At 66.1% G+C, this 22,413-nt stretch carries 24 protein-coding genes; 10 read left to right on the top strand and 14 right to left on the bottom strand.

Going from position 1 to position 22,413, the window contains the following annotated elements:
- Positions 1-40 precede the first annotated feature (40 nt).
- Positions 41-1,720: an alpha/beta fold hydrolase gene (locus tag AB0N05_RS14390; protein WP_364692778.1), complete on the top strand. Its 1,680-nt coding sequence runs from the start codon at positions 41-43 to the stop codon at positions 1,718-1,720.
- 147 nt (positions 1,721-1,867) lie between these two features.
- On the opposite strand, the gene AB0N05_RS14385 is transcribed toward AB0N05_RS14390, so the two are convergent.
- Positions 1,868-2,581, bottom strand: coding sequence for a class I SAM-dependent methyltransferase (locus AB0N05_RS14385; protein ID WP_364692775.1), 714 nt, complete (start codon positions 2,579-2,581; stop codon positions 1,868-1,870).
- Positions 2,582-3,233: 652 nt separating this feature from the next.
- On the opposite strand from AB0N05_RS14385, the gene AB0N05_RS14380 reads away from it, so the two are divergent.
- From AB0N05_RS14380 to AB0N05_RS14370, 3 genes are all read left to right on the top strand, one after another.
- Positions 3,234-3,662: a hypothetical protein gene (locus AB0N05_RS14380; protein ID WP_364692772.1), complete on the top strand. Its 429-nt coding sequence runs from the start codon at positions 3,234-3,236 to the stop codon at positions 3,660-3,662.
- A gap of 121 nt (positions 3,663-3,783) precedes the next feature.
- Positions 3,784-4,671, top strand: a complete 888-nt coding sequence (locus AB0N05_RS14375) for an SGNH/GDSL hydrolase family protein (protein WP_364694553.1) — start codon at positions 3,784-3,786, stop codon at positions 4,669-4,671.
- 107 nt (positions 4,672-4,778) lie between these two features.
- On the top strand, positions 4,779-5,210 hold the full coding sequence (locus AB0N05_RS14370) for a helix-turn-helix transcriptional regulator (protein WP_364692769.1): 432 nt from the start codon (positions 4,779-4,781) through the stop codon (positions 5,208-5,210).
- On the opposite strand, the gene AB0N05_RS14365 is transcribed toward AB0N05_RS14370, so the two are convergent.
- The 6 genes from AB0N05_RS14365 to AB0N05_RS14340 form a co-directional block, all read right to left on the bottom strand.
- Positions 5,170-5,622, bottom strand: a complete 453-nt coding sequence (locus AB0N05_RS14365; protein ID WP_364692766.1) for a putative glycolipid-binding domain-containing protein — start codon at positions 5,620-5,622, stop codon at positions 5,170-5,172. The two genes, AB0N05_RS14370 and AB0N05_RS14365, sit on opposite strands and share 41 nt — an antisense overlap.
- A 424-nt stretch (positions 5,623-6,046) precedes the next feature.
- Positions 6,047-6,778, bottom strand: a complete 732-nt coding sequence (locus tag AB0N05_RS14360; protein WP_364692763.1) for a hypothetical protein — start codon at positions 6,776-6,778, stop codon at positions 6,047-6,049.
- Between the two features lie 59 nt (positions 6,779-6,837).
- Positions 6,838-7,842, bottom strand: a complete 1,005-nt coding sequence (locus AB0N05_RS14355; RefSeq protein WP_364692760.1) for a hypothetical protein — start codon at positions 7,840-7,842, stop codon at positions 6,838-6,840.
- Between the two features lie 116 nt (positions 7,843-7,958).
- On the bottom strand, positions 7,959-8,825 hold the full coding sequence (locus AB0N05_RS14350) for an alpha/beta hydrolase (protein WP_364692757.1): 867 nt from the start codon (positions 8,823-8,825) through the stop codon (positions 7,959-7,961).
- A gap of 80 nt (positions 8,826-8,905) precedes the next feature.
- Positions 8,906-9,544: an antibiotic biosynthesis monooxygenase family protein gene (locus AB0N05_RS14345; RefSeq protein WP_364692754.1), complete on the bottom strand. Its 639-nt coding sequence runs from the start codon at positions 9,542-9,544 to the stop codon at positions 8,906-8,908.
- 113 nt (positions 9,545-9,657) lie between these two features.
- Positions 9,658-10,038 (bottom strand): DoxX family protein, encoded by a 381-nt coding sequence (locus AB0N05_RS14340; protein WP_364692751.1) that lies wholly within the window; start codon positions 10,036-10,038, stop codon positions 9,658-9,660.
- Between the two features lie 228 nt (positions 10,039-10,266).
- Between AB0N05_RS14340 and AB0N05_RS14335 the strand changes: the two genes are divergently transcribed.
- Entirely contained in the window at positions 10,267-11,154 is an 888-nt protein-coding gene (locus AB0N05_RS14335; RefSeq protein WP_364692748.1) for a sigma-70 family RNA polymerase sigma factor, read from the top strand.
- A 17-nt stretch (positions 11,155-11,171) separates the two neighbouring features.
- On the opposite strand, the gene AB0N05_RS14330 is transcribed toward AB0N05_RS14335, so the two are convergent.
- Positions 11,172-11,927 (bottom strand): ElyC/SanA/YdcF family protein, encoded by a 756-nt coding sequence (locus AB0N05_RS14330; RefSeq protein ID WP_364692745.1) that lies wholly within the window; start codon positions 11,925-11,927, stop codon positions 11,172-11,174.
- Between the two features lie 216 nt (positions 11,928-12,143).
- On the opposite strand from AB0N05_RS14330, the gene AB0N05_RS14325 reads away from it, so the two are divergent.
- From AB0N05_RS14325 to AB0N05_RS14315, 3 genes are read left to right on the top strand one after another with little or no spacing between them, the layout of a single operon-like run.
- A complete protein-coding gene (locus tag AB0N05_RS14325) occupies positions 12,144-12,491 on the top strand; it encodes a hypothetical protein (protein ID WP_364692742.1) in 348 nt (115 codons plus the stop codon).
- 18 nt (positions 12,492-12,509) lie between these two features.
- Positions 12,510-13,418, top strand: a complete 909-nt coding sequence (locus tag AB0N05_RS14320) for an SGNH/GDSL hydrolase family protein (RefSeq protein WP_364692739.1) — start codon at positions 12,510-12,512, stop codon at positions 13,416-13,418.
- The gene (locus AB0N05_RS14315; protein WP_364692736.1) at positions 13,415-14,884 is read left to right on the top strand and encodes an acyltransferase; all 1,470 of its coding nucleotides are present in this window, start codon (positions 13,415-13,417) and stop codon (positions 14,882-14,884) included. Before AB0N05_RS14320 ends, AB0N05_RS14315 begins: the two co-directional genes overlap by 4 nt.
- A 4-nt stretch (positions 14,885-14,888) precedes the next feature.
- Here the strand turns inward: AB0N05_RS14315 and AB0N05_RS14310 are convergent, their stop codons facing one another.
- The 4 genes from AB0N05_RS14310 to AB0N05_RS14295 form a co-directional block, all read right to left on the bottom strand.
- Positions 14,889-15,521, bottom strand: a complete 633-nt coding sequence (locus AB0N05_RS14310) for a TetR/AcrR family transcriptional regulator (RefSeq protein WP_364692733.1) — start codon at positions 15,519-15,521, stop codon at positions 14,889-14,891.
- A 128-nt stretch (positions 15,522-15,649) separates the two neighbouring features.
- Entirely contained in the window at positions 15,650-15,823 is a 174-nt protein-coding gene (locus tag AB0N05_RS14305; RefSeq protein ID WP_364692730.1) for a hypothetical protein, read from the bottom strand.
- Positions 15,824-15,965: 142 nt separating this feature from the next.
- Positions 15,966-16,481 (bottom strand): gamma carbonic anhydrase family protein, encoded by a 516-nt coding sequence (locus tag AB0N05_RS14300; RefSeq protein ID WP_364692727.1) that lies wholly within the window; start codon positions 16,479-16,481, stop codon positions 15,966-15,968.
- A gap of 263 nt (positions 16,482-16,744) precedes the next feature.
- Positions 16,745-17,698, bottom strand: coding sequence for a helix-turn-helix domain-containing protein (locus AB0N05_RS14295; protein ID WP_364692724.1), 954 nt, complete (start codon positions 17,696-17,698; stop codon positions 16,745-16,747).
- Positions 17,699-17,769: 71 nt separating this feature from the next.
- Between AB0N05_RS14295 and AB0N05_RS14290 the strand changes: the two genes are divergently transcribed.
- Together AB0N05_RS14290 and ald are read left to right on the top strand one after the other, a co-directional pair.
- Positions 17,770-18,558 (top strand): MBL fold metallo-hydrolase, encoded by a 789-nt coding sequence (locus AB0N05_RS14290; RefSeq protein WP_364692721.1) that lies wholly within the window; start codon positions 17,770-17,772, stop codon positions 18,556-18,558.
- Positions 18,559-18,760: 202 nt separating this feature from the next.
- Complete coding sequence (gene ald / locus AB0N05_RS14285; RefSeq protein WP_364692718.1) at positions 18,761-19,870, top strand: alanine dehydrogenase; 1,110 nt, start codon at positions 18,761-18,763, stop codon at positions 19,868-19,870.
- A 102-nt stretch (positions 19,871-19,972) separates the two neighbouring features.
- Here ald and sigJ read toward each other — a convergent pair whose 3' ends face one another.
- Both sigJ and AB0N05_RS14275 read right to left on the bottom strand, forming a co-directional pair.
- Entirely contained in the window at positions 19,973-20,908 is a 936-nt protein-coding gene (gene sigJ / locus AB0N05_RS14280; RefSeq protein ID WP_364692715.1) for an RNA polymerase sigma factor SigJ, read from the bottom strand.
- A 346-nt stretch (positions 20,909-21,254) separates the two neighbouring features.
- The gene (locus tag AB0N05_RS14275) at positions 21,255-22,268 is read right to left on the bottom strand and encodes a cobalamin biosynthesis protein (protein WP_364692712.1); all 1,014 of its coding nucleotides are present in this window, start codon (positions 22,266-22,268) and stop codon (positions 21,255-21,257) included.
- Between the last annotated feature and the right edge of the window lie 145 nt (positions 22,269-22,413).

Raw genomic sequence — 22,413 nt, 5'->3', positions numbered from 1 at the left:
TGTCCTAAGAATATGTAGACCGATCTATTTAGGAGTGGCTATGGACGCGATCGTTTTCGGCGCGACGGGATTCATCGGACGGTCCCTGGTGGCCGAGCTGCTGGGTCGGGGACAGCGAGTGGTGGCCGCTGTTCGGAAGGACACGCTCACTTCGTGGCTCGTCGCCCAAGGCATCGACACGAGCGGGCTGACGATCATTACCGCCGACATCACCGAACCACTCACGGGGTTGCCCGAAGTGCGGGATGTGTACAACACCGCGGCGCGGTACGCGTTCGGGCTGGAAGCGCGAGAAGCGAAGGCCACCAACGTAACCGGGGCCATCAATGTGCTCGAATGGGCCGGAACCCTGCCCGGGCTGCGGCGACTGGTGCATGTGAGCGGGTATCGGGTGAGCGGGCAGAGTGGCGAACCCGACTATGCCGGGCTGGGTGCCTACGAGGCGTCGAAATTCGAGGGCGATCTCGCGGTGCGGTCGCTCGCGCAGGAGCGCGGAATTCCATTGACCATCGCGAATCCCAGCACGGTGATCGGGCCGGGACAGCACATCGGATTGGCCGGTCTGGTCGAGGATCTGTGGGAGGGGCGGCTGCCCGCGCTCCCCGGCGGGCCGGAGGTCTTCGTGCCGATCGTGACGATCGACTATTTCTCGAAGTTCTTGGCGGAGATTCCGGAATCGCCTGCAGGGGAGCACTATTGGGTACTGGATGACGCTACTCCTCGGCTACCCGAATTGGTTCGCACGATCGCCGATCACGTAGGGGTGCGGGCACCTCGGCGCAGCATTCCCGTCGGGCTGCTGCGGCACTTGCCGCGCAAGCTCACCGGCGCGGACCCGGAAACACTGTCCTTCCTCTCGACCGACCGCTACCCGACGGCATCCGCCCAAGCCCTGGCGGCGACTGCCGGTTTGGCGATGCCACCGGCCGCGGATGCCTTGCGGTCCTGGGCCGATGACCTGGTGGCAGCACGCTTCGGCGCTGCACAACCCTGGTTGAGCCCCTCCGGATTCCACACCGTGGCAGGCAGCCGCACCTGGATATCCGGCGACCGACACACCCCCGATCATGTTCTACTGCACGGACTTCCGATGAACGCCGACCTGTGGGCCCCGCTCGCCGCCCACCTCCCCGGCCCGATCCTGGCCCCGGACCTGCCCGGCCTCGGCCGCTCTGCAGCATCCGATCAGCCGATGGACGCATGGCTGGCCGACCTCCTACGCCCGGTCCGCACTCGTCCAGTGCTGGTTGCCCACTCACTGGCCTGCGGTCCCGCGCTTCGCTACGCAGTCCAACATCCGGAGTCCATCAGCAAACTGATCCTGGTATCCCCACCCTTCCTGCAGCCCACCAGTTCTCGGCTATCCCGTTCCCCGCTCGCCATCCCGATCCTGCGTCGCATGTCCCCCGACCGCCTCGCGAACACCCTGGGCCTGCCTCCCGGCACGGAAATCGCCAGCGCCGCAGCCGATCTGCGCCGCCCCGGCGTGGCACGCCGAGTAGTCAAGGCCCTGCGAACTACTCACGCCGACCGTAAACACCTACGCGCCTTACTGAATCAGCTACGCGTACCAGTCGAAATCATCACAGGCTCGGCCGACCCGGTGACCGACCCCATCGACCACCCGATAACCGAGATCACCGCCGCAGGCCACTATCCACAACTAACTCACCCCTCCGAACTCGCCCAACACCTAACCGCCACATTCCAGTTCGCCTGATAACCAACCACCTAGCCCGGCCTGCCCGACACCTGACAGTCGCACCAAACCGCGACCGCAACACGTTCAGGGGGACATGAGGCTGGAAGATCCGGACAAAACCCCGGCTCATGTCCCCCTCGGTGGAAGGGGACGCCGAGCTAGCTGTCACAGGCGGCGGAAGCGAGCTAGCCAGGCGGGCAGGTTGATGGGGTCCGGTTGGAAGGGGAGGTGGGCGCGCAGGGTGGTTTCGGTGAGGGATTCGGTGGCCCAGTCGTCGGCGAAGCCAGTGCGTAGCTGGTGTGCGGTCAAGGACGGCAGCATCTCGTTCAGGTCGAGGTTGCCGTCGGAGAGTTGGGCTTCCATCTGTTCGGCGAGTTCGGCGTGGCCGGTCCGGATGAAGGCGGTCGCCCGATCGCTGATCGCCAGGACGTGGACCGTCGCTCCGGGGCGGCAGGCGCGATGCAGGGCCGCGGCGTAGCGGGTGAGCTCGTCGGTGGTGAACAGGTGGGCCAGGGCCGAGTCGATGACGGTGTCGAATTGTGCGTGGTAGCCGGGCAATTCGAGGGCATCGGCGGTGTCGAAGGTGGCCGGGAGTCCGCGTTCGGCGGCCTTGCACCGGGCGATATCGATCGCGGTGGGGGCCGAGTCGATGCCCGTCACCGGGTGGCCCTTGCTGGCGAGGTAGAGGGCGTTATCGCCGGTGCCGCAACCAGAGTCGAGGACGTCGCCGGTGATTAGACCGGCCGCCTCCAGGGCCACGTAGCTGGGCTGCGGGCCGTCGATGTCCCAGGGGGCGTGGTCGCCGAAGGGGCTGTCGCCACGGTAGATGGCGTCGAAGCTGAAGTCCGTATTGTCGCCGCTGAGGGTGGGATCGTTCATTCCCCCACCATGGCAAGGGTTTTCGTGCGCTCGCAAGGCTAATGTCGCGCAATGATTTCTTGACGCCGGTGAAGGCCCCGCACGGAATCATGCGGGGCGCACCGGGTTTCGCCTCGACTGTTCGGGTGGATCGTGTGCGATATCGAGGTCAAGGTGTCGGGCAGAGAAATCCTGCTGCTGGTGGGGGTACGGGCATGAGTTTCTCAGGGACTGGGACGGGGCGTTCGGGGATTGCGCCGGCTCCGGCGGGGGCTGAGTGCGGGCTCGGCGCGGGAGGTGATCCCACGTCGCCGGAACCCCAGGCCGCGGATGGGTTCAAGGTGAAGATGGCGGCACAAACGAACGCACCGCCAAGCAGGCCGATGAGCTTCTTTTGCGTCATGGGCTACGACGGTACAACCAGCTCAACGCAATTCGAGGAAACTGGAATCAAGATCAGAATGTCAGGAATTGGAAATCCAATGTTTCGGAACGAATTCCACGGGGGCGCAAGGGAATACGTGGTCGGAATAGCGCTATTTCACATGGACGCGCCGAGGAGTTGTGAGGAGATGTGCGAGTACACGATTCGGTAATGGTCCGGCGTGTCGGCTTCACCTGAGCGTGCTCGAGCTGTTCAGTTGTGGTGCGAACACGACCAGGAGGGATGGGTATGACCGCTGCGCCGGGCTCGAAGATCCCAGTGCTTGCCGCGCTCATCATCCTGGCGTCCGCCGCCGTGACAGCGGCCGCCCCGACCGGCAACGCCGCCGGATGCGGCACCGATTTCGCCGACTTTCACGGGGAGTTCACGGCGCAGGAAGACGCGCAGAACTCCCTGCGATTCGACGATGACGGCGGCATCACCTTCCGCAGTCCGCGATACGGCGTAGGGGACGGCATCTACGCGCTGGTGCCCTCCGGCGGGTTCTCGGCCGCCATCAGGATGACCGAGATCGGGGCCGACGACGCGCGCGCGGGCAATGTGACGGGCATGGTCAAGAGCACGACACTCGCCTGCGGGGCACCCAGTTCGCAGGTCACCTCGTTCACCTCGCTCGACCAGAGCAGCAGGCGATTCAACTACACCCGGCAGGGCTGACTCCCACGGTTTCGAGGGCAGAGGAATCCGGGGGTCGCGAATCCTTCCGGCGCGGGCAGGATGATGCATACACTCACGCCCGTTGAAGAATTCGCGTTTCAGATAGTTGGTCGGCGTGCGTATGAAGTCTTGGATGGTTGCGGTGACGCTGGCGATCGCCGCGTCGGTGTCCGGCTCCGGAGTGGGTGCGGCGGACACGGCGCAGGGCAAAGAGCTTGTGGTACTAGGAGATTCGTTCAGCGCGAACGCCTGGGTGCTCCAGGCTCAGACATCCGAATGCCGCCACGGCGACACCTCATGGCCCACACAATTGAGCCGTTTGATGGGTGTTGCGGGCACCGACGACTACCTGGACATGTCGTGCCCCGGAGCCTCGCTCGACACCCCGCCGAACTACACCGCCTCATGGGAGGCCAAGCAGGCGGCTCAGGTCAGCGCCTTCGGCCCGCGCACCAAGGTGGTCGCCCTGCAATTCGGTATCAATGACCGCTGGGGCACACAGGAGACCACCGCCTGGTACGCCCTCCAGCAATGCGTCCTGAACCTGATCCAAGGCTGCGGCACCGACGCCACCACCCAAGGCCGTCTCCCCGATGCGAGCACCATGACCGGAGCGGCCTACGCCGCCCGTATCCGCAACGTGATCGACTACGTCAAGTACTACGCCCCGAACGCACACATAGTCCTGGTCGGCTACCCAGAACTCTTCAGCACCGGCCAGCCCGTCTGCTTCGGCGCCTTCGGCCTCACCCAATTCGTGCAACCCCGAGGCCAAGCCATCCCCGACCTCCTCGACCGCCTCGACACCGCCCAACGCGACGCAGCCCGCCAACTCGCCATCGACTTCTACGACGCCCGCACCGCCACCACCGGCCACGGCCTCTGCACCGACCAGCCCTGGATCAACGACTACCAAAACCCCCAACACCCCACCGCCATACCCTTCCACCCCTCCGAACAAGGCGACGCGGTCCTGGCGAACGGGATCTACGCACAAGCGGGGCACTGACGGTCTGGGCGGCAGGGACGTGATCCGGTGGGTGGGGTGCCTCCGGGGCGGATGGGGTGGGGCAGAATGTTGCTCTGAGATTGCTGATTGATGGTGGGGATGCGGTTGTGGATTCGGGTGAGCTGATGTTGCCTTTGCCGTCGCTGGGGGATTACATCGAGTTTCATCGGAAGCGGCTGGGGTTGACTCGGGAGGGGTTGGGGCGGCGGGCGCATTTGTCGCCTCGGACCATTCAGAAGTTGGAGAGCGGGGAGCGGACGGGGCTCAGCGCGGGGTCGCTGGGGTCGTTGGGGGAGGGGCTGGCGTTGCTGGCCGAGTTGCAGCATGATGCGGACTTCGCGCGGCTTTGGCTGGAGCGGCGGGTGGCCTTCGATCGGTCGGTGGATGAGCCGCAGTACATCTACACCGGGTCGGGGGCGGTGAGTGTGACCATGCAATTGCAGTCGCTGCCGTCGCGAGCGGATCGGCTGCATTTGTGTGTGGGGGTGGTGCGGCCGCTCACGGATGCAGACGTCGCAGGTATTCGTGGTAGAGGGTGACGTAGCCGTCAAGGTCGAAATCCATGTCGGCTTCGTAGGTTCCGGAGATGAAGGTGACGGTGCTGGCCGTGCGGGGGACGTAGCGCTGCGGGGTGAGGGTGGCGGTCAGGGTGGGGACCGCGACGAAGCGCATGGTGTAGTCGCGGGGTGCGGACCCGGGCGGCAGAAGGCCATCGGTGAGAACCGGTAGGGAGTTGAAGAACGCCGAATGCTGTAGGTCGAAGTAGTCCGCGCCGTCGAGGTGATGGTGGATCGGGCCGTCACCGATATCGACGGTGAGGGTGGAACCGGTTAGCTGCCAACGTAGTTCGTAGGCCAGGCCGATCTGGGTGCCGTGGGCGTCGTCGAGGGATTCCACGTAGGCGATCTCCATACGTGGTTCATCGATTCCCTGCCAGATGAAGGTGTGCACGAGATCAGGGTAGGCCCGCGTGCACGGCCTGGTCGGGAGACGGGGAAGCCCCGAGGCCTAGCCTGCCTCGGGGCTTCAGGGTCCGCCCATTTGCGGCACACCGACACGTTTAAGAACGGGTTGAGTTTGAAGTTACGCAGCGCTCTACGTTTGAGCTACGGCCCATCGGTGGCTGGGCCGGCGGGAGTTGAACCCGCAACCTCTACGTGACAATCCGTTCCTTCGATTCGGCGTTCGGCGGTGAATGCTGAAACTGGAGCGATAATGTGAGTTTGAGGGCGCGGTGCCTCTGCCGATTGGGCTACCCCGCCGCGAATGGCGGGGGGAGGATTTGAACCTCCACTGTGCCGCTTGCCTGTCACATTGAACTTCTGATTCAGCTTGCGCTCTTGCGCACCAACGACATTAGTCGCTGTCGCCACCGTCAGCCAAACAAATATCCGAAGACGTTCTCGCCCAGCTTGCGCTGCGTGATTTCGGCATTATTGGCCTCCTCGCGCGCGAACTTCACTGCCTGCTGCAGCTTTTCGATGCGCTCGGTCAGCTCGTTCACCCGCTTGGCGGGCAGCGCGCCGGAGAACTTGATGGTGCGCCAGTAGCCGACCACCACATCCTCGTGATACACCTCGACCTGCGCCGGATGCTTCTCCGTCGCTTCGGCTTTCACGTGATTGCGCGGAATCTTCTTGGTGCGCACCGTCTGCACCGGCTCGGTGGCGTAGCAGTCGGCGGCGGAGTCGTACTCCCAGGATTCCGAGGCGTCCAGCACCGGCAGTTTGCGCACGAAGGTGTGCAGGTCCACCAGCTGCTTTTCCAGGAACAGCAGGTAGGTGACCGGCGCCTCCGGGACCAGGGTGCGCCCGTCCACCACCACATCGGCCTTGGCGGTGCAGTTCGCCCAATCCTTGGTGGCGACCACATCGAACAGTTTGGTCAGAATGTCGGCCGTGGTCGTGAGGACTTCCTCCGACTTCACCTGTACGCGCGTCGATTCGGGCGGCAGCTGCTCACCCTCCTCATCCTTGGGACGATAGGTGCGCGAAATACCGCTCAGCAGCGGGTTTTTGGCCAGCTTATGATGGGCCTCGGTGAGCTCGGAGAAGGTCCGGGACTTGATCCCTTTCTCGACGGCGACAATCTGATTCAAACGTGTCATGCGGGCACTGTATCGGCGATTACTGCACGCAACCAATGGTTTTCGGCCGCTGAAGGCGCTCAGCTCACCGTGAAGGACAGGGTGGGTGCTACGACGCCCGCCTCCTTGCTGGCGTTGTAGGTCAATACATAGGTGCCGGTGCCGGGGGAGGGGACCACGAAGATCGCATTGTTCTTCGGGTTGTCGATGGTTTGATTGCGGTCCAGCAGTTCATTGATCGTGCCGCGGCCATCGGCCACAACCAGTGCGCCATCAGGGGTTTTGACGGTGAAGTAGTCCTCGAAGATATTGAGCCCGCCCTCGGAGATGCCCGCACCGCCGATAATCTTGACGTGCAGGGCCAGCTCCATCTTGCCGTGCTCGTTCTTGGTGTAGCTGGGTTGCAGTGTGGCCCCGGTGATCTGGATGGTGGTCTGATCCTGCACCAGCGTGCCGGTGATGTTCAGCGTCCGCGGCTGCACGCTGGCCACCTTGCCGGAGGCATCTAGCGGGATGGTCGTCTGATTGTCGGAGGCCTGCCCGAACACGACGGCGACGGTGTCCAGCCAGTGCTCGGCATTGTCGAGCGAGTGGATGGAAGTGGTGATCTTGCCGGTGGCCGAACCCTTTCCGGGCACCGCGGGGTTGTCGAAGCTCGCGGCCTCGTCGACGCTCCCGCCGACCTGCAAGTAGCTATTGGTGCTCAGCGTTTTGTTGTCCGTGGTCGTGTTCTTGTAGGTGAGGTCGATCGTGAGCTTGCCCCCACCGAGCTCATCGGGCACCACCGTGGCCTTGTCGACCGTGATGTCGAAGCCCTCGAACCAGCCGGTCTTGCCGATCGTCCGCACGGTCGACTGCTTCTGCTTCCCGCTCGGCTGCGAGGCGCCGCTGTGCCCGGCACTCTGCTGCCCGGCGGGCTGTTGATCGACCGAAGTACTGGTCGCTGCGGGACTCCCGGTCTTACCGCCGCATGCGGTGCCGAGTACGGCCACCGCCACGATCGCGACCGCGCCGACGGCGGTCCGGCTGTGGTTGATCAAAGATCGACGTGGCTTGAACGGTTGTGCGCTCTCGAACTGATACATGATGACGCTGCCTCCCCGAAGTTCGCGCATCTTCAGCGCGGATTCGCAGGAAAATCGCTGGCGGCAGCGACAGCGTTATCCTGCGGAGGTAACTGTCCTCGCCGTGCCGGTTGCCGTCAATCGTTCCCGGCCAGTACCTCGCGAAGTTTGCGAGAGAAGGGCTCGGGCTGCCCCGGATAGCCGAAATCGCCGCCGAGGAATCCGCCGTGGTGGCTGGGGAATACGGCCGCCTTCTGCCCGAGCAGTTCGGCGGTGGCCACGGCCGTGCGGCCGGTGAAGGTGTCGCCGGTTTCCTCGCCCACGCCGATCACGATGCGGGTAGGGGCCGCGGCCAGCGCGGTGAAATCGGGGCGATAGCTGCTGACCGCCCAGGATCGATCGGACAGCAACGGGTCGTCGCGGGAACCGTCGTCCTCGGTGGGCATTCCGAACTGCGCCGGATTCGCTGCGGGCTGGGCGAAATAGGCCTCGGTGTATTCGCCCTCCCAGGACGTCATGGCGATGAAGGCCGCCATTCCGGCATGGAACCCCTTGGCCTGATACGCATCCCGGACGGCGGCGCGGGCACGCTCGGAGGCCTCGGCATCGGGCACGACCGGGATGAGCGGCGGCTCATGCGCCACCAGTGTTCGCACATCGCCCCGATGCGCCGCGACCAGGGCGAGCGCCGTGACCGCACCGCCACTGCTGGCGAACATATCCACCGGGCCCGCGCCGAGCGCCTCGATGAGGGCGTGCACATCCTCGGCCTGCGTGGTCGGCGAGTGGTCGAACCGCCCGTCCTTGCGGACGCTCCGGCCGATACCGCGCGGATCGTAGGTGACCACGGTGCGATCGGGAAAATACGACGCCAAGGTGGCGAAACCGGCTGCCGCCATGGGCTGGCCGATCATGACCAGCGGGGGCAGCCCGGCGGTGGGCAGGGGACCGAGCACGTCGTAGACGAGATCGGCTTCGGCCGTCTCGAGCGTATGAGTCGTCATGACAGTACTGACGAGGTTCGCCTCGGAAACTCATCGGTTCCCCCGCTCGAGACGGCCGATCGAAGCCCCGCGGTTCCGGCTCAGTCGACTTCGACGACCACCGTGTAGATCGCGGCATTTGGAGTGGCGTGCGCCCGCGCCGCGGTGGCCGAGGCCGCCATGGCGGGCTGCTGGGTCGCCGCCTGCCACTGTTCGATGCTGTCCCAATGCGCCACATTGACGAGCTGGAAACGGGTGTCGGTGGACCGCGCGCGATGCAGCAGGACATCCCGGAAGCCCGGCGCGGCCTGCATGAGTTTCGCCCGCTCCGCCCAGTTTTCGGCGAACTCGTCCACTCCGGCGGGGTCGATTTCGAACACATTCATGAAGGTGACGCCGGGCCCGTCCCACTCGCGGTCGGTCGGCGAGGCGAAGTCGTGCACGATGTCGTACAGACCCGTGTTGGGGCGCACGCCCGCCGGAATATCGCGCAATGTCCGCTGCCAATCCGGATTGTCCTGCGACGCGGCGGCCTGTTCGGGGCTGTCCCAGTGTGAGACATTCACGAGCGGGAATCGGGTGACGGGTCGCACGGCGCGGTGCAGCCGGGCATCCCGGAACCCCGGCGCGGTGCGCATATGCTCCACCACCCGCGAGCGCCAGGCCGCGGCGAACTCGTCCCTATCGATCTCGTCGGGCAGTTCGAAAACATTGATGAAAGTGACTGCGGTATCGGTCATGGCTTCGAGTCTTCTCTCTCAACCTTGCTGTAGGTCAATGACTTCCGAGGTTATGGATCGGGGTGTATCGGCTGTTCGCCTCGGCTTCTGATGCGGGCGGCCGATGTGTGTGATCAGGCCTTCGAGGGGCGCAGCGCCCAAGAACCGAGGCCCGCGGCGAAGAACGTCAGTGGTGCCACCGTGGACTTCGCGTCCTTGATGGCGAAGTGGGAGGCCGCCGCCCCGCCGTAGACGAAGATGAGTCCGGCGTACGCCCACTCCTTGAGTCGCGGCGTGCCGGGCGTCACCAGCGTCGCCACGGCCGCGACCTTCGCCGCGCCCATGATGGTGGCGAAGTATTCCGGATAGCCCAGGCGGCCGAGAACATCACGGATGTAGTCGTTTCGGCTGAGATCCCACTGTGCGCCGACGGCCGTCTCGGTGAGCAGTGCGGCCGTCGTGAGCCAGTAGGCGGTCCGGCGGGTCCGGGAACCGACGATCGATTTCGTTGTCATGGGGTGCTCCTGAAGAATTCCGGCGCGAATTGATGTCCATCCCTATGACGGACGGCCCGCCGCAAACGTGACCGGCGGCCGTCCAGCCCCCTGCCGCCGCCGTGCTCGTCGGCGACCTACGCGCGCATCGATCTGACCGGACGCCGCCCGAATGGGTTGCGCTGTCACATTCCGCCCGCGCGCTTCGTCAATGAGGTTGAAGACATCGAGCGTGTGGAGAGGGATGCGATGACCGAGCACGAGGTGCTGGCCCGGATGTTCGAAGACAAGCGCGGCCATCTGAAGTCGGTGGCCTATCGGATGCTCGGCTCACTGACCGAGGCCGAGGACGCCGTACAGGAGTCCTGGCTGCGGCTGGCACGCACGGAGTCCGACGGCATCGACAATCTCGGCGGCTGGCTGACCACCGTGGTCGGCCGGGTGTGCCTGGATATGTTGCGGGCGCGCAAGTCCCGGCCGGAGGATTCCATCGAAGACCATCATCTGCCCGACCCGCTCATCTCATTCGAGGACGAGACCGACCCGGAAAGGCAAGTGCTGCTGGCGGATTCGGTGGGACTGGCCTTGCTGGTGGTGCTGGAATCGCTGAGCCCGGCCGAGCGACTGTCGTTCGTGCTGCACGATATGTTCGCGGTGCCGTATGAGCAGATCGCGCCGATTGTGGGCCGGACGCCGCAGACGGCCCGCAAGCTGGCCAGCCAGGCGCGGCGGCGGGTTCAGGGGCAGGCCCAGGTGTCCGATGCCGATCCGCACCAGCAGCGGCGGGTCGTGGACGCATTCCTGGCGGCGGCCCATGACGGCGATTTCGACGAGCTGCTGCGGATTCTCGATCCGGACGTGGTGTTGCGCGCCGATGCCGGTGCGGACGGAATGCGCGTCTTCCGTGGTTCGCACGCCGTGGCCGGGCTGGCGACCACCTTCCAGCGCATGGCGCGGCTATACGCGGCGCATCATGCGGTGGTCAATGGCGCTGCGGGACTGGTCAATACGTCATCCGACGGGGTGGTGCGGTCGGTATTCGCCTTCACGATCGTGAATGGCCGGATCACCACCATGGATCTGCTCTCGGATCCCGCGCGCCTCGAGGGCATCGACGCGTCGGCGGCGCGGAACTGACGGCCCTTCGCCTGCGGCTACCCCGGGTTTGCGGCCATGGCGTCGCGGACCGAGGTTTCCTGGCGGCCAAGGTATTTCGGGTCGGGTTGGACGATGATCGAATACATGGCCTTGGTGGCGGCGAGTTGATCGCGCAGCCAGCACTTGCGGTAGACGTTCTCGTGCGGCTGGGTGGCGTCGCCGACGCCGGTGGCGTCGATGCCGACCGAACGGCACAGGGCGACGGTGCGCGGCAGACTGAAATCCTGGGTCACAGCAATGGCCTTGCGGACGCCGAAGATCTCGTAGGCACGGGCGCAGGATTCGTATGTGCTGAAACCCGCGTAGTCGAGCGCGATCCTCGCCTCGGGGACACCATGTTTGACCAGGTAGTTACGCATGACCGTGGGTTCGTCATGGGAGGTGCGGCCATTGTCGCCGGTGAGCAGGATGGCCTTCACCTTGCCGGACTCCAGGAGTTGGCGGCCGAGGTCGAGGCGGGCGGCCAGGTAGGGCGAGGGCTCGCCATTGGCGTAGATCTCCGCGCCGAAGACGATGGCGACATCGGAGCCGGGGACGGTGTCTACCGTGTATTCGAAGTTGCTGGTGGTGAAGCGGATCCAGAGGATCGAGCTCAGGCCCACGAGCAGCGCGGCGGCGAGGGCGGCGGCCAGGAGTTTCGCGATGCGGCGCGGCGGGAACCAGTCGAGGGCGCGGGTTCCGGCAGTGCGGGCGCGGGTTCCGGTGGCCCGGGCTCGGCTTGCGGCGGTGCGCACGGCGTCGCGTAATGGCATGGGGTCAGTCTGCTGCAAACTGGCCGTTCAGCTGCTTAAGATCGGCTTGCATTCGAGGTCGGCCGAAGGCTGCCCCGGTAATTCGGGGCATTCGGATTACTCGAATCCGGGTGAGTGTTGCGGGGTTGTTTGTAGACTCGCGCTGAAGTGAACAGATGGCACTTCAGTTCCTGATTCGAGGTATCCATGAAGTCCTGTACCCCAGGTGTATTCGCCGTGCGCGCCGCAACCGCCCTGGTCGGAGGGGTCTTGCTGATCGGCGGGGTCGCGGCCTGCGGGAGCGACAAGGCCTCCGACGGGTCGCAGGGCAGCACGAGCAGCAGCGTTGTCAGCCCGGCCGCCCCGGTCAGCAGTGTGGCGGCACCGGCCGTCACCGTCGCGCCGACCACCACGGTCGCACCCGCACCCGCCGAGGCTCCGGCCGTGCAAACGGCCGCACCCGCACCCGAACCCGTCGCCACCCAACCGGTCGTCAAACCCGCGCCGCAAACCCAGCCCGCGGAGAAACCCGCCGCACCGCCGACGCTCGACGCGCCCGGATTCGAACCGCGCGCGGGGTACTGAGGAAACCGGAGAATTCAGGTGTTCGGCAACAGCGGACGGTGGCTGTGTGCTGCCGCGGTGGCGGTCGCGGCCTCGATGACCGGGGCCGGTGGAGCGGGAGCGGACAACGCCCCCGAGGGTAAAGAGCTGGTGATACTGGGCGATTCGTTCACCGCGAACGCCTGGGACTTCCTGTCCACGGAACTCGAGTGCGTGCACGGAACCACGGCCTGGCCCGCACAATTGAGTGGGCTGATGGGAATCCAAGGGACCGACCAAGTCGTGAACCCGTCGTGCCCGGGTGCGTCCATCGACAGCGGGCCCGGATACACCCTCGCCCTGGAGGCGCGCGACGCCGACAAGGCCGGGGCCTTCGGGCCGCGCACCAAACTGGTGACCCTGCAATTCGGATTCAACGACCACTGGGGCAATTCCGACCAGACGCTGTGGGATTCCTTGCGGGAGTGCATATTCAACCTCGTCGACGGCTGCGGACCCGAAGCCGTTGCCCAAGGCCGCATGACCGACTACACCGGCGTCTCCGGCCCGGCCTACGCCGCCCGCATCCGCAATGCGGTCACCTACATTCGCTACTACGCGCCCAATGCCCGCATAGTCCTGGTCGGCTACCCGGAACTGTTCCCCTCCGGCCAAGACACCGTATGCCTCAACTTCTTCGGCGCGATCCCCTTCATCCAGCCCCGAGGCCGAGCCGTCATCGAATACTTCGACCGCATCGACCAGGCCCAGCGCGAAGCCGCCCAAGAACTGAAACTCGACTACCTGGACGCCCGCACCCTGACCGCCGGTCACGGCCTCTGCTCGGCACAACCCTGGATGAACGGCGTCTTCGATCCCCGCGCCGACATCAACGGCCTACTGTTCCACCCCTCCACCGTGGGTGACCGCGTCGTCGCGAATGCCTTGTACGACAGGTACACCCGATGACCCGCGTCGTCCCGGCGCGCACGAGCACCGCGGAGGGTGCGCTCGCGGGCAATGACCCCGGCCTCGACGCCGCACCGAGCCGCTCCGGCAGCGACCTACCAGCTGAGGCATCCGCGCTCGGTGCGATTGCAAGCGAAAAGGCGGCGCAGGCTGTGGTTGCCGAGGCGCTGCCGAAACATGATGGGCCTGCCACGAATAGCGGACGCGCCGCCGACCGGTCAGCGAGTACAGCCGAGCGGACTGCGAGCACGGCCGAGCGGGTAGCGCGGGGGAGGCCTGCGCTGCCGTCTCTGACTGGCGCGCGGTGGTGGGCGGCGTTCGCGGTGTTCGTCTTGCACGCCTTGGTGTTTCTTCCGGTCTACCCGTTTCAGAAGTCCGAGTTGTTCCGGCATATTCACCAGTGGGTGCCGATGCAATTGGGGGCCGCCGGGGTCACGTTTTTCTTCGTGTTGTCTGGGTTCATCATCTATTGGTCGTTCCGGCCGGGGATGTCGGTGCGCGGGTTCTATCGGCGGCGGGTGCTGAAGATCTATCCGACGCATCTGTTGGCGGCGGTGGCGTTCATTGTGGTTGCGAGCGTGCCGTTGTCGCGGCTGGTGGTGTGGGTGCCGAACCTGCTGCTGGTGCACACCTGGGTGCCGAAATCGACCACGGTGGGTGGGTTGAATGTGCCTGCCTGGTCGCTGGCGGCGGAAATGCTGTTCTACCTGAGCTTTCCGCTGGTGCTGCCGCTGATCCGGCGGATTCCCACGCGGCGGTTATTGCTGGCCATGGGCTTGCTCATGCTCGGCATCGTCGCGCTGCATACGGCGTACTACCTGTGGGTGCCCGGTCCGAAGGGCATTGCGAATGCCTTTGCGCCACGGCTGGTTCCGGGCGATACGTCGCCGTACTTCGAGCTGCATGCCTCACCGGCTTGGTTCGCGCAGCCGGATATCCCGGTGTCGCCGTCGTATTGGCTGAGCTACACCTTCCCGGGCTCGCGATTGCCCGAGTTCTTCCTGGGTGTGCTGGCCGCCCGCATGGTGCTCGAAGGGCGTTGGCGCAATACGCGTCTCACTTTGCCGCTGCTGGCCCTGGTTGCGGCCTATGGGGCGACCTGGGTGGTGCCGGTGAACTACAAGATGTCGGTGCTGCTGCTCGCACCCATGACCGCGGTGGTGGCCACCCTTGCCGCCCGGGATCTGGCGGGGATACGCGGGCTCAATTCGCATCCGCGCATGGTGTGGCTGGGGAATGTGTCCTTCGCCTTCTATCTGATCCAGTTCCCGGTGATGGTGCTCATCACGCGGAACCTGATCGGCGGCAAGCAATTCGGGATACTCGGCTGGGCCGGGTTCGCCGCACTGAGCTTGGTGGTGGCGACGGCCATCGCGGCGGTGCTCTACCACTGGGTGGATCTACCGCTCATGCGGCGGTTCGCCGGTCGCTCGAAACGCGTCGAGCAGGCACCGGCGACCACCTGAGCCCTCAGGCCTGCTGCAAGCCGATCATGGGAAGCATGGTGCGCCGCGCGAATTCGCGGGCGGCCTGCTCATCGCCGAGCGGGATGAGACCCTCGGGCGTGAGCACCAGCGACTGAGCCAGGCGCGCAAAGACTTCCGCGACCAGATCGGCATCGAAGTCGGGGACATTCGCGGATTCCTGGAGTGCGCGCAGCTTTTCGGCGATATAGGCGCGGCCCACGGCGAGAATCGGTCCGGCCTGCGTGGTGAGCTGGGGCAGAATGGTGTCCGGCTCGGTGCGCAGAAGTCGTTGCAACAGTTGGTTGTTCGCCAGATTGATGATGAAGGCGACGAAGATCTCGACCAGCTGGTCGTTCCCGGCCCCGTCATTGCGGGACACTTCCTGCACCCGCTTGTCGATCTCCGCGATGAACTGCTGCGCCTCGCGCACGCTCACGGCCTCGACCAGATCGTTCTTGGATTCGAAGCGCCGATACAGCGTGGCCGGACTGATCCCGGCGCGACGGGCGATCTCCCCCATGCTGGTTCGCTTGATGCCGAAGTCCAGGAAGGCCGACAGCGCGCTCTCCAGGAGCTGTTCACCTTCCGCCCGTGGCTTTTCCAGAATGCGTTGCAGGATGGCGGGCACGGACGGCATCGAGTCTCCAGTCGATCGGTTGGCACTCCGCGACGTTGCGGCGACAGCGCCATCATCATCTCATCGGCTGGACTCTGTTGACGCGTCGGCCATCCGGTGTAGTCCACCGTGCGGTCGCGGGCGGCCGATCAGTGGACGTTCAATGCCGCCATTTCGCGCTCTATCGCATTGGCCGCGAAATCGATGCCGTTGGAACGCAATTCGTGAACCCGACGCTGCAGCGCCTCCATGCCCCCCGGCTGGGCCGCGATATCGGCCACGCTGACCCGCCGTCGGTGCATACCGTCCTGCTCGTACGACACCGTATGAAACCTCCTGCTAGCCCCAGCGCGCACCCCGGCTAGCGGCGGCACAGCCCGGGCCGCCGGGAACGCTTCGCACGATGCTAACAGCGGGTTATATGGTCGCTTGTTCAGTGTGCGTAAGATCACACACCCCCTCGAGTCACACCTCTTGACCCGTCCGATGCATGTTCATGTTGTGCAGGTACACAGCCGCATTCAGCCGAATCCGATCCAACTCGGCTTCGCCCAGCTCACGCCGCACCTTCCCCGGCACACCCGCCACCAGAGACCCCGGCGGAATCACCGCCCCCTCCGGAACCAGCGCATTGGCCGCGATCAAACTCCCCGCCCCGATCACCGCCCCATTCAGCACGGTAGCCCCCATTCCCACCAGCACATCGTCCCCAATCGTGCACCCATGCAGAATCGCGTTGTGCCCCACCGAAACCCCCGCCCCCACGGTGCACGCGAACCCCGGATCGGCATGCAACACACACCCATCCTGAATATTGGTCCGCTCCCCAACCCTGATGTCCTCCAAATCCCCCCGCAACACCGCCGAATACCAAACACTCACCTCGGCCCCCAACGTCACCCGCCCGATCACAGTGGCATTTGGCGCAATCCACGCACTCTCATCAACCTCCGGCACATTCTCACCAAGCTGAATCCTCATCCCCGAAACCTAGCGCCCCCTCACCCACCCCCCCCACACCCACCCCCCCCACACCCACCTCATCACCAAGGGCAATCCGGTGAGCATGCAATGGTCCACGTCGGAGTAGGGCACGGGCGAGCTGGCGGCCAGCCCTTGCCGCTTGATTGCACCGATGCGGCGGATCGGCTTCAAGAGCAGCTGCCCACGGAGTATGTGCGGCGTTGAGGATGCAATGGTGCTGGTGAATCGCGAGTAGGTGGCTGCATGCTCGGCGGGGATGGCTATGCCGCGCGGCGGAATTGGGTGCGGTGGGCTGCGGGGCTGGTGCCTAGGAGGCGGTGGAAGTGGTGGCGGAGGTTTACGGCGGTGCCCAGGCCTGAGGCGGTGGCTACGCGGTCCATGGGGTCGTCGGTGGATTCGAGGAGGAGGCGGGCTCGGTCTATGCGTTGGTGGAGGAGCCATTGTTGGGGGCTGGAGCCGGTGCGGTCGCGGAAGTGGCGGGTGAAGGTGCGGCGGGACATGAGGGCGGTGCGGGCCCAGGTGTCGAGGTCGATGGGGGTGTCGAGATGGGTTCTGGCCCAGAGCATTGCGTGTTCCATGGGGTCGTCTTCCAGGGCGTCGGGGACGGCCACGGGGATGTATTGGGCTTGGGAGCCGCTGCGGTGGGGAGCCAGGACCAGGGCTCGGGCCAACTCGGTGGCGGTGCGGCTGCCCAGGTCGGTGCGGACCAGGTGCAGGCAGCAATCCAGGGCGGCGGCCACACCGGCGGAGGTGATGAGGTCGCCGTGATCGGACCAGAGGGTGTCGGAGCGGACCTGGACGGCGGGGTAGGCGCGGGCCAGATCGGCGGCGGCCGACCAGTGGGTGGTGATCTCGCGGCCGTCGGCCAGGCCGCTGGCGGCTATGGCCCAGGAACCCAGGCAGAGGCCGACCATGCGAGCGCCGCGATCGTGGGCGCGGTGCAGGGCCGCGCGGGTGGGGTCGGAGAGCGGGAGGTCGCGACGCCAGCTCGGGATGACCACGGTGTCCGCATCGTCCATGGCCTCCAGGCCGTGCCGCACCATGATGTCGAATCCCGCTGGGGTGGAGATGATTCCGGGGTCCTCGGCGCAGGTCAGCACGTTGTACGGCGCGGTGCTCTCGGTGCCCGTGCCCATCCGGCCGAACACCAGGCCGGGCACCGACAGGTGAAAGGGGCTGATCCCATCGAAGGCCAGCACGGTCACGGTCTGCATGGCCCGATCTTAGCGATACGAGGCCTTCGGGCCACTATCGCGGGGATGGTCTGCGGGGCAAGCTCATTCCCATGACGAACACGATCGACACCGCCGCTTCGACCTCCACCGTCGAAATCCTGCACATCGGCGGGCCCACGGTGCGCTTCCGCTACGGCAACCTCACCTGGCTGACCGATCCCACGTTCGACGAGCCCGGCGACTACCCGGGGCCGGTCACGCTGCACAAGCTGACCGGGCCCGCCATCCCCTCGGCCGAGGTCGGGCCGGTGGACGCGGTGCTGCTCTCGCATGATCAGCACGCCGATAATCTCGACACGAGCGGGCGGGCATTCCTGGCCGGTGTCGAGCGGGTGTTGTCCACTCCCGATGCGGCCGGGCGCATGGAAGGTGTTCAGGGGCTGGAGAACTGGGAGTCCGTACGGATCGGCGACGTGACCGTGATCGGTGTGCCCGCGCTGCACGGGCCGGAGGGTGCGGAGAAGGTCACCGGCGTGGTCACCGGATTCGTTTTGCAGGGCGAGGGGCTGCCGACGGTGTACGTGTCGGGCGACAATGCCTCGGTCGCGTTGGTCGAGCAGATCGCCGAGCGCATCGGGCGGATCGACATCGCCATCCTGTTCGTGGGCGCGGCCAATGTGGAGCGGTTCGGCGATATCGACCTGACGTTGAATGGGCGCAGTGCGGTCCGGGCCGCCGCGGCGTTGGGGGACGCGGTCATCGTTCCCGTGCACGGTGAGGGCTGGGCGCACTTCTCCGAGACCTTCGAATACCTGTCCCGCAACTTCGAATACGCGGGTCGCGGCGACCAGTTGAGCATCCCGACGCCGGGCGTGCCGCTTGCCATTGCTGCCAAGTAGCCGATGATCGCCGAGGCGGCTCCGCCGGAGCTGTTCACCTCTGCTGCATCCGAGTCCTCTTTCGGCATCCTTCGTGGCGATCATGCTCCCGCTAGGGCTTCGGCTCGAGCGGGAGCCCTGGTCGTTGCTATTGATTCGCTGAATTCGAAGTAGGGTCGTGGCGCTCATGGCGGCGGCGGGGTCGGTGGTCCACGATGGCGGTATGAGGATCGGGGTTCCACGGGAGGTCAAGCAGCAGGAGTATCGGGTCGCGCTCACGCCGGCGGGAGCCGGGGAGCTGGTCCGGCACGGGCACGAGGTGCTGATCGAGGCGGGTGCGGGCATCGGGTCCGGATTCGCCGATGACGGCTATCGCGCCGCCGGGGCCTGGATCGCACCCAGCGCCGGGGAGGTGTGGGACGCGGCCGGGCTGGTGCTCAAGGTGAAAGAGCCCATCGCCGAGGAATATCCGCGCCTGCGGGCGGGACAGGTGCTGTTCACGTTCCTGCACCTGGCTGCCTCGCGGGAATGCAGCGACGCGATTCTGAGCTCCGGGACCACCGCCATCGCCTATGAGACCGTGCGCGGGCGGGACGGGTCGTTGCCGCTGCTCGCGCCCATGAGTGAGGTGGCGGGCAAGCTCGGGACGCAGGTCGGGGCGGTGCATCTGATGTCGCCGCAAGGTGGTGAAGGCGTGCTGCTGGGCGGGGTGCCCGGGGTGCGGCCCGCCGATGTGGTGGTGCTCGGAGGTGGGGTGGCGGGGAGCAATGCGGCGGCCGTCGCGGTCGGCATGGGTGCGCGAGTCACGGTGCTGGACACCAATATCGCGCGATTGCGGGAGCTGGATGACCGGTTCGGGGGACGCATCACCACCATCGGATCCAATGCGGCGGAGGTCGAAAGGTCGGTGCTCGCAGCGGATCTGGTGATCGGCTCGGTGCTGGTGCCGGGTGCTCGCGCCCCGAAACTGGTGCCCGACAGTCTGGTTGCCCGCATGCGGCCTGGTTCGGTGCTGGTGGACATTGCCATCGATCAGGGTGGCTGCTTCCAGAGCTCGCATCCCACCACGCATGCGAAACCCACCTTCCGGGTGGCGGATTCGCTGTTCTATTGCGTCGCGAACATGCCCGGCGCGGTGCCGCACACCTCCACCGTGGCGCTCACCAATGTGACGCTGCCGTACGCCCTCGCCATCGCGGATCTGGGCTGGCAGGCCGCCTGCGACGCCGATCACGGCCTGGCTCAGGGGCTTACCGCAGACGCCGGTCAGCTTTACTCACCAGAGGTGGCAGCGGCCCACGGCTTGCACCCGATCGGCCACGCCGCATCCTGAGCTCGGATCCGAATCGGGCGACGTCCGACGCGGAACGGCGAGCCTGCGACCGGAGTGGATCCGGGTTGCAGGCCCGCCGATTCGAGTGAGTCGCGTTGCGGGTCAGTCGTTGTCGACGTTCTCGCCCAGCGGCCAGTCGGGCTCACCCTCGCTCGGCAGGTTGCGCAGCTTGTCCGGGTTGCGCACCACATCGATATTGGTAATGCGGCCATTGTCGATGGTGAACGAGAAGACGCCGGTGTTCTCACCGTCGAAAATGACCAGGCCGGGGTGGCCATTTACGAGCACCGAACGGCCCCACGCCCCACCGACTTCCGACGAGTACCGCAGGAAACCGAGCAGCGTGTTGGCGACCGTCTCCGCGCCATGCAGTGGATGCCGGAACGCATTGACCTTGCCGCCGCCATCGGAGGTGAAGGTGACATTCGAATCCAGCACGCCCAGTAGGGCACTCAGGTCGCCGGAGCGCCACGCCAGGGCGAAGGCCGACACCATCTTCTCGTGCTCATCCGGGGTGGCCGGGAAGCGCGGCGTGCCGGTCTCCACATGCTTGCGCGCACGAGATGCCAACTGGCGCACCGCAGCCGGTGTCCGGCCGACCACCTCGGCAACCTCCGGCCCGGTCATCCCGAACACATCCTGCAATACGAACGCGGTGCGCTCAGCCGGAGAAAGCGACTCCAACACCACCAGCAGCGCCGTCGTAACCCGCTCGTCCTGCGAAACGCGATCAGCCGGATCATCCCACGTGGTGATCTCCGGCTCCGGAAGCCATTCGCCCACATACTGTTCCCGGCGAGCCCGCGCCGACCCCAAATGATCCAGCGCCAGCCGCCCTGTCACCGTGGTCAGCCAGGCTCGCAGATTCTCGATCGCAGCCCCCTCCGGGCTGGTCTCGTAATACCGCTGCAACCGCAGCCAAGCGTCCTGAACCACATCATCGGCATCGCTCAAACTGCCCAGCGTGCTGTAAGCAACCCGCCGCAAATACCCGCGATGCTCCTCGAACTGCCGCGCCAGCTCAACCTGATCAGGCACACCATTCCGTTCGTCGCCGCTCATACCCGCCTCACTGCTCATCCCACTCGCCCATCCGGACAAGCACCGTCTCACCCAACCGACGAAACCAATCGCCCAACTGTGACATCCTGCCCATCGAACCAGCCCCAGCACCCTGTCGCCCATCGAATGCGATGGCACGCGAGTGTCAGCCGATGCGGAAGCAATGCCAGGCGAGGGGGTACTCATGTCGGCGCGTGACGGCCAAACCCGTGGCGGCGAGAGGCCGAAGTAATACCAACGGCGGGGCGTGAGTACTCAGCGGTGGCGGGCAGTACTCAGCGGTGGCGGGCGAAGCCCAAGATTGCGGCGGCGGGGAGGGCGGTCAGCGGCGGCGGGCGAAGGCCACGACTGCGGCGGCGAGGACCGTGGTCAGCTGGACTGCCTCGGAGAGGTTGACCGCGCGCCGCAGGTCGCGGACGCGAGGTGAAGGCCCGTCACCGAGGGTGGGCCGAATCTCGATCCCGTGCCGGTATTCGGTGCGCCCGCCGAGGGAGATGCCGAGCGCCCCCGCCATGGAAGCTTCCGCCACACCGGCATTCGGGCTCGGATGCTTGCCCGCATCCCGCCGCCACGCCCGCCACGCATCCCGCGGCCGCCCGCCGACCACCGGAGCCAGCACCGTGGTGACCGCCCCCGCGATCCGCGCCGGCACCAGATTCGCCACATCATCGGTCCGCGCCGCAGCCCACCCGAACCGCTCATACTGCGCATTCCGATACCCCACCATCGCATCCAGGGTGTTCACCGCCCGATACCCCAGCAACCCCGGCACCCCCGCCACCGCACCCCAAAACAGCGGAGCCACAGTCGCATCCGAGGTGTTCTCCGCAATCGACTCCAACGCCGCCCGAGCCAGCCCATCCGCGTCCAACACCTCCGGATCCCGCCCACACAGCGAAGGCAACAACTCCCGAGCCCCCACCAAATCCCCCGCCTCCAGCCGATCCGCCATCTCCCGCCCCGTCCGAGCCAACGTCGTCCCCCCCAACACAGTCCAGGTAGCGACGGCAGTCAACAACACCTCACCCACACCCACACCACGGCCGCCCCACCTGCCCCGAAGCCCCTCGGCCCCTGCCCCGAATCCCCGCCCTGGGCCACGCGTCAACCCCGAAACGATCCGCCCAACCCCGACCCCGCCCCCGAGAACTGCCCCGACCAACACGATTTCATGCAGAACCCCGGCAACCCGGCTATCCCGATAACTAACCTTCTCCACCGCCATAGCCACAGCCCCGAACCCCGCCACCGGATGCCCCCGCCGCGGATCCCCCACCACCCGATCCAGCACAAACCCCAGCACCAGCCCAGCCGCAGCAGAAGTCCCCGTACGCATCCGGCGAGGCTAACCGACCCCACCCCCCACCCCCACAATCCGGTACCACCCTCGACCGCCGAGGGAGCTCTGGTGGCGGGAATGCGCGCCGGTTTACCGCCCCACCGCTGCCGGACCGTGGTGGGCCACGGTGGGGCGAGGGGGT

The organism is Nocardia sp. NPDC051030 (assembly GCF_040683015.1).
GTDB lineage: Bacteria > Actinomycetota > Actinomycetes > Mycobacteriales > Mycobacteriaceae > Nocardia.
Note: the sequence above shows the minus strand (reverse complement) of the source record. Positions and strands in the feature narration are given on the sequence as shown.

Coding starts and splice junctions, on each gene's coding strand:
- AB0N05_RS14375 (WP_364694553.1), top strand. CDS start 3,784: ATGAAGTCTTGGATGGTTGCGGTGACGCTGGCGATCGCCGCGTCGGTG.
- AB0N05_RS14335 (WP_364692748.1), top strand. CDS start 10,267: ATGACCGAGCACGAGGTGCTGGCCCGGATGTTCGAAGACAAGCGCGGC.
- AB0N05_RS14355 (WP_364692760.1), bottom strand. CDS start 7,842: ATGTATCAGTTCGAGAGCGCACAACCGTTCAAGCCACGTCGATCTTTG.
- AB0N05_RS14360 (WP_364692763.1), bottom strand. CDS start 6,778: ATGACACGTTTGAATCAGATTGTCGCCGTCGAGAAAGGGATCAAGTCC.
- AB0N05_RS14275 (WP_364692712.1), bottom strand. CDS start 22,268: ATGCGTACGGGGACTTCTGCTGCGGCTGGGCTGGTGCTGGGGTTTGTG.
- AB0N05_RS14345 (WP_364692754.1), bottom strand. CDS start 9,544: ATGACCGATACCGCAGTCACTTTCATCAATGTTTTCGAACTGCCCGAC.
- AB0N05_RS14290 (WP_364692721.1), top strand. CDS start 17,770: ATGACGAACACGATCGACACCGCCGCTTCGACCTCCACCGTCGAAATC.
- AB0N05_RS14310 (WP_364692733.1), bottom strand. CDS start 15,521: ATGCCGTCCGTGCCCGCCATCCTGCAACGCATTCTGGAAAAGCCACGG.
- AB0N05_RS14390 (WP_364692778.1), top strand. CDS start 41: ATGGACGCGATCGTTTTCGGCGCGACGGGATTCATCGGACGGTCCCTG.
- AB0N05_RS14315 (WP_364692736.1), top strand. CDS start 13,415: ATGACCCGCGTCGTCCCGGCGCGCACGAGCACCGCGGAGGGTGCGCTC.
- AB0N05_RS14385 (WP_364692775.1), bottom strand. CDS start 2,581: ATGAACGATCCCACCCTCAGCGGCGACAATACGGACTTCAGCTTCGAC.
- AB0N05_RS14350 (WP_364692757.1), bottom strand. CDS start 8,825: ATGACGACTCATACGCTCGAGACGGCCGAAGCCGATCTCGTCTACGAC.
- AB0N05_RS14330 (WP_364692745.1), bottom strand. CDS start 11,927: ATGCCATTACGCGACGCCGTGCGCACCGCCGCAAGCCGAGCCCGGGCC.
- ald (WP_364692718.1), top strand. CDS start 18,761: ATGAGGATCGGGGTTCCACGGGAGGTCAAGCAGCAGGAGTATCGGGTC.
- AB0N05_RS14380 (WP_364692772.1), top strand. CDS start 3,234: ATGACCGCTGCGCCGGGCTCGAAGATCCCAGTGCTTGCCGCGCTCATC.
- AB0N05_RS14340 (WP_364692751.1), bottom strand. CDS start 10,038: ATGACAACGAAATCGATCGTCGGTTCCCGGACCCGCCGGACCGCCTAC.
- AB0N05_RS14295 (WP_364692724.1), bottom strand. CDS start 17,698: ATGCAGACCGTGACCGTGCTGGCCTTCGATGGGATCAGCCCCTTTCAC.
- AB0N05_RS14300 (WP_364692727.1), bottom strand. CDS start 16,481: ATGAGGATTCAGCTTGGTGAGAATGTGCCGGAGGTTGATGAGAGTGCG.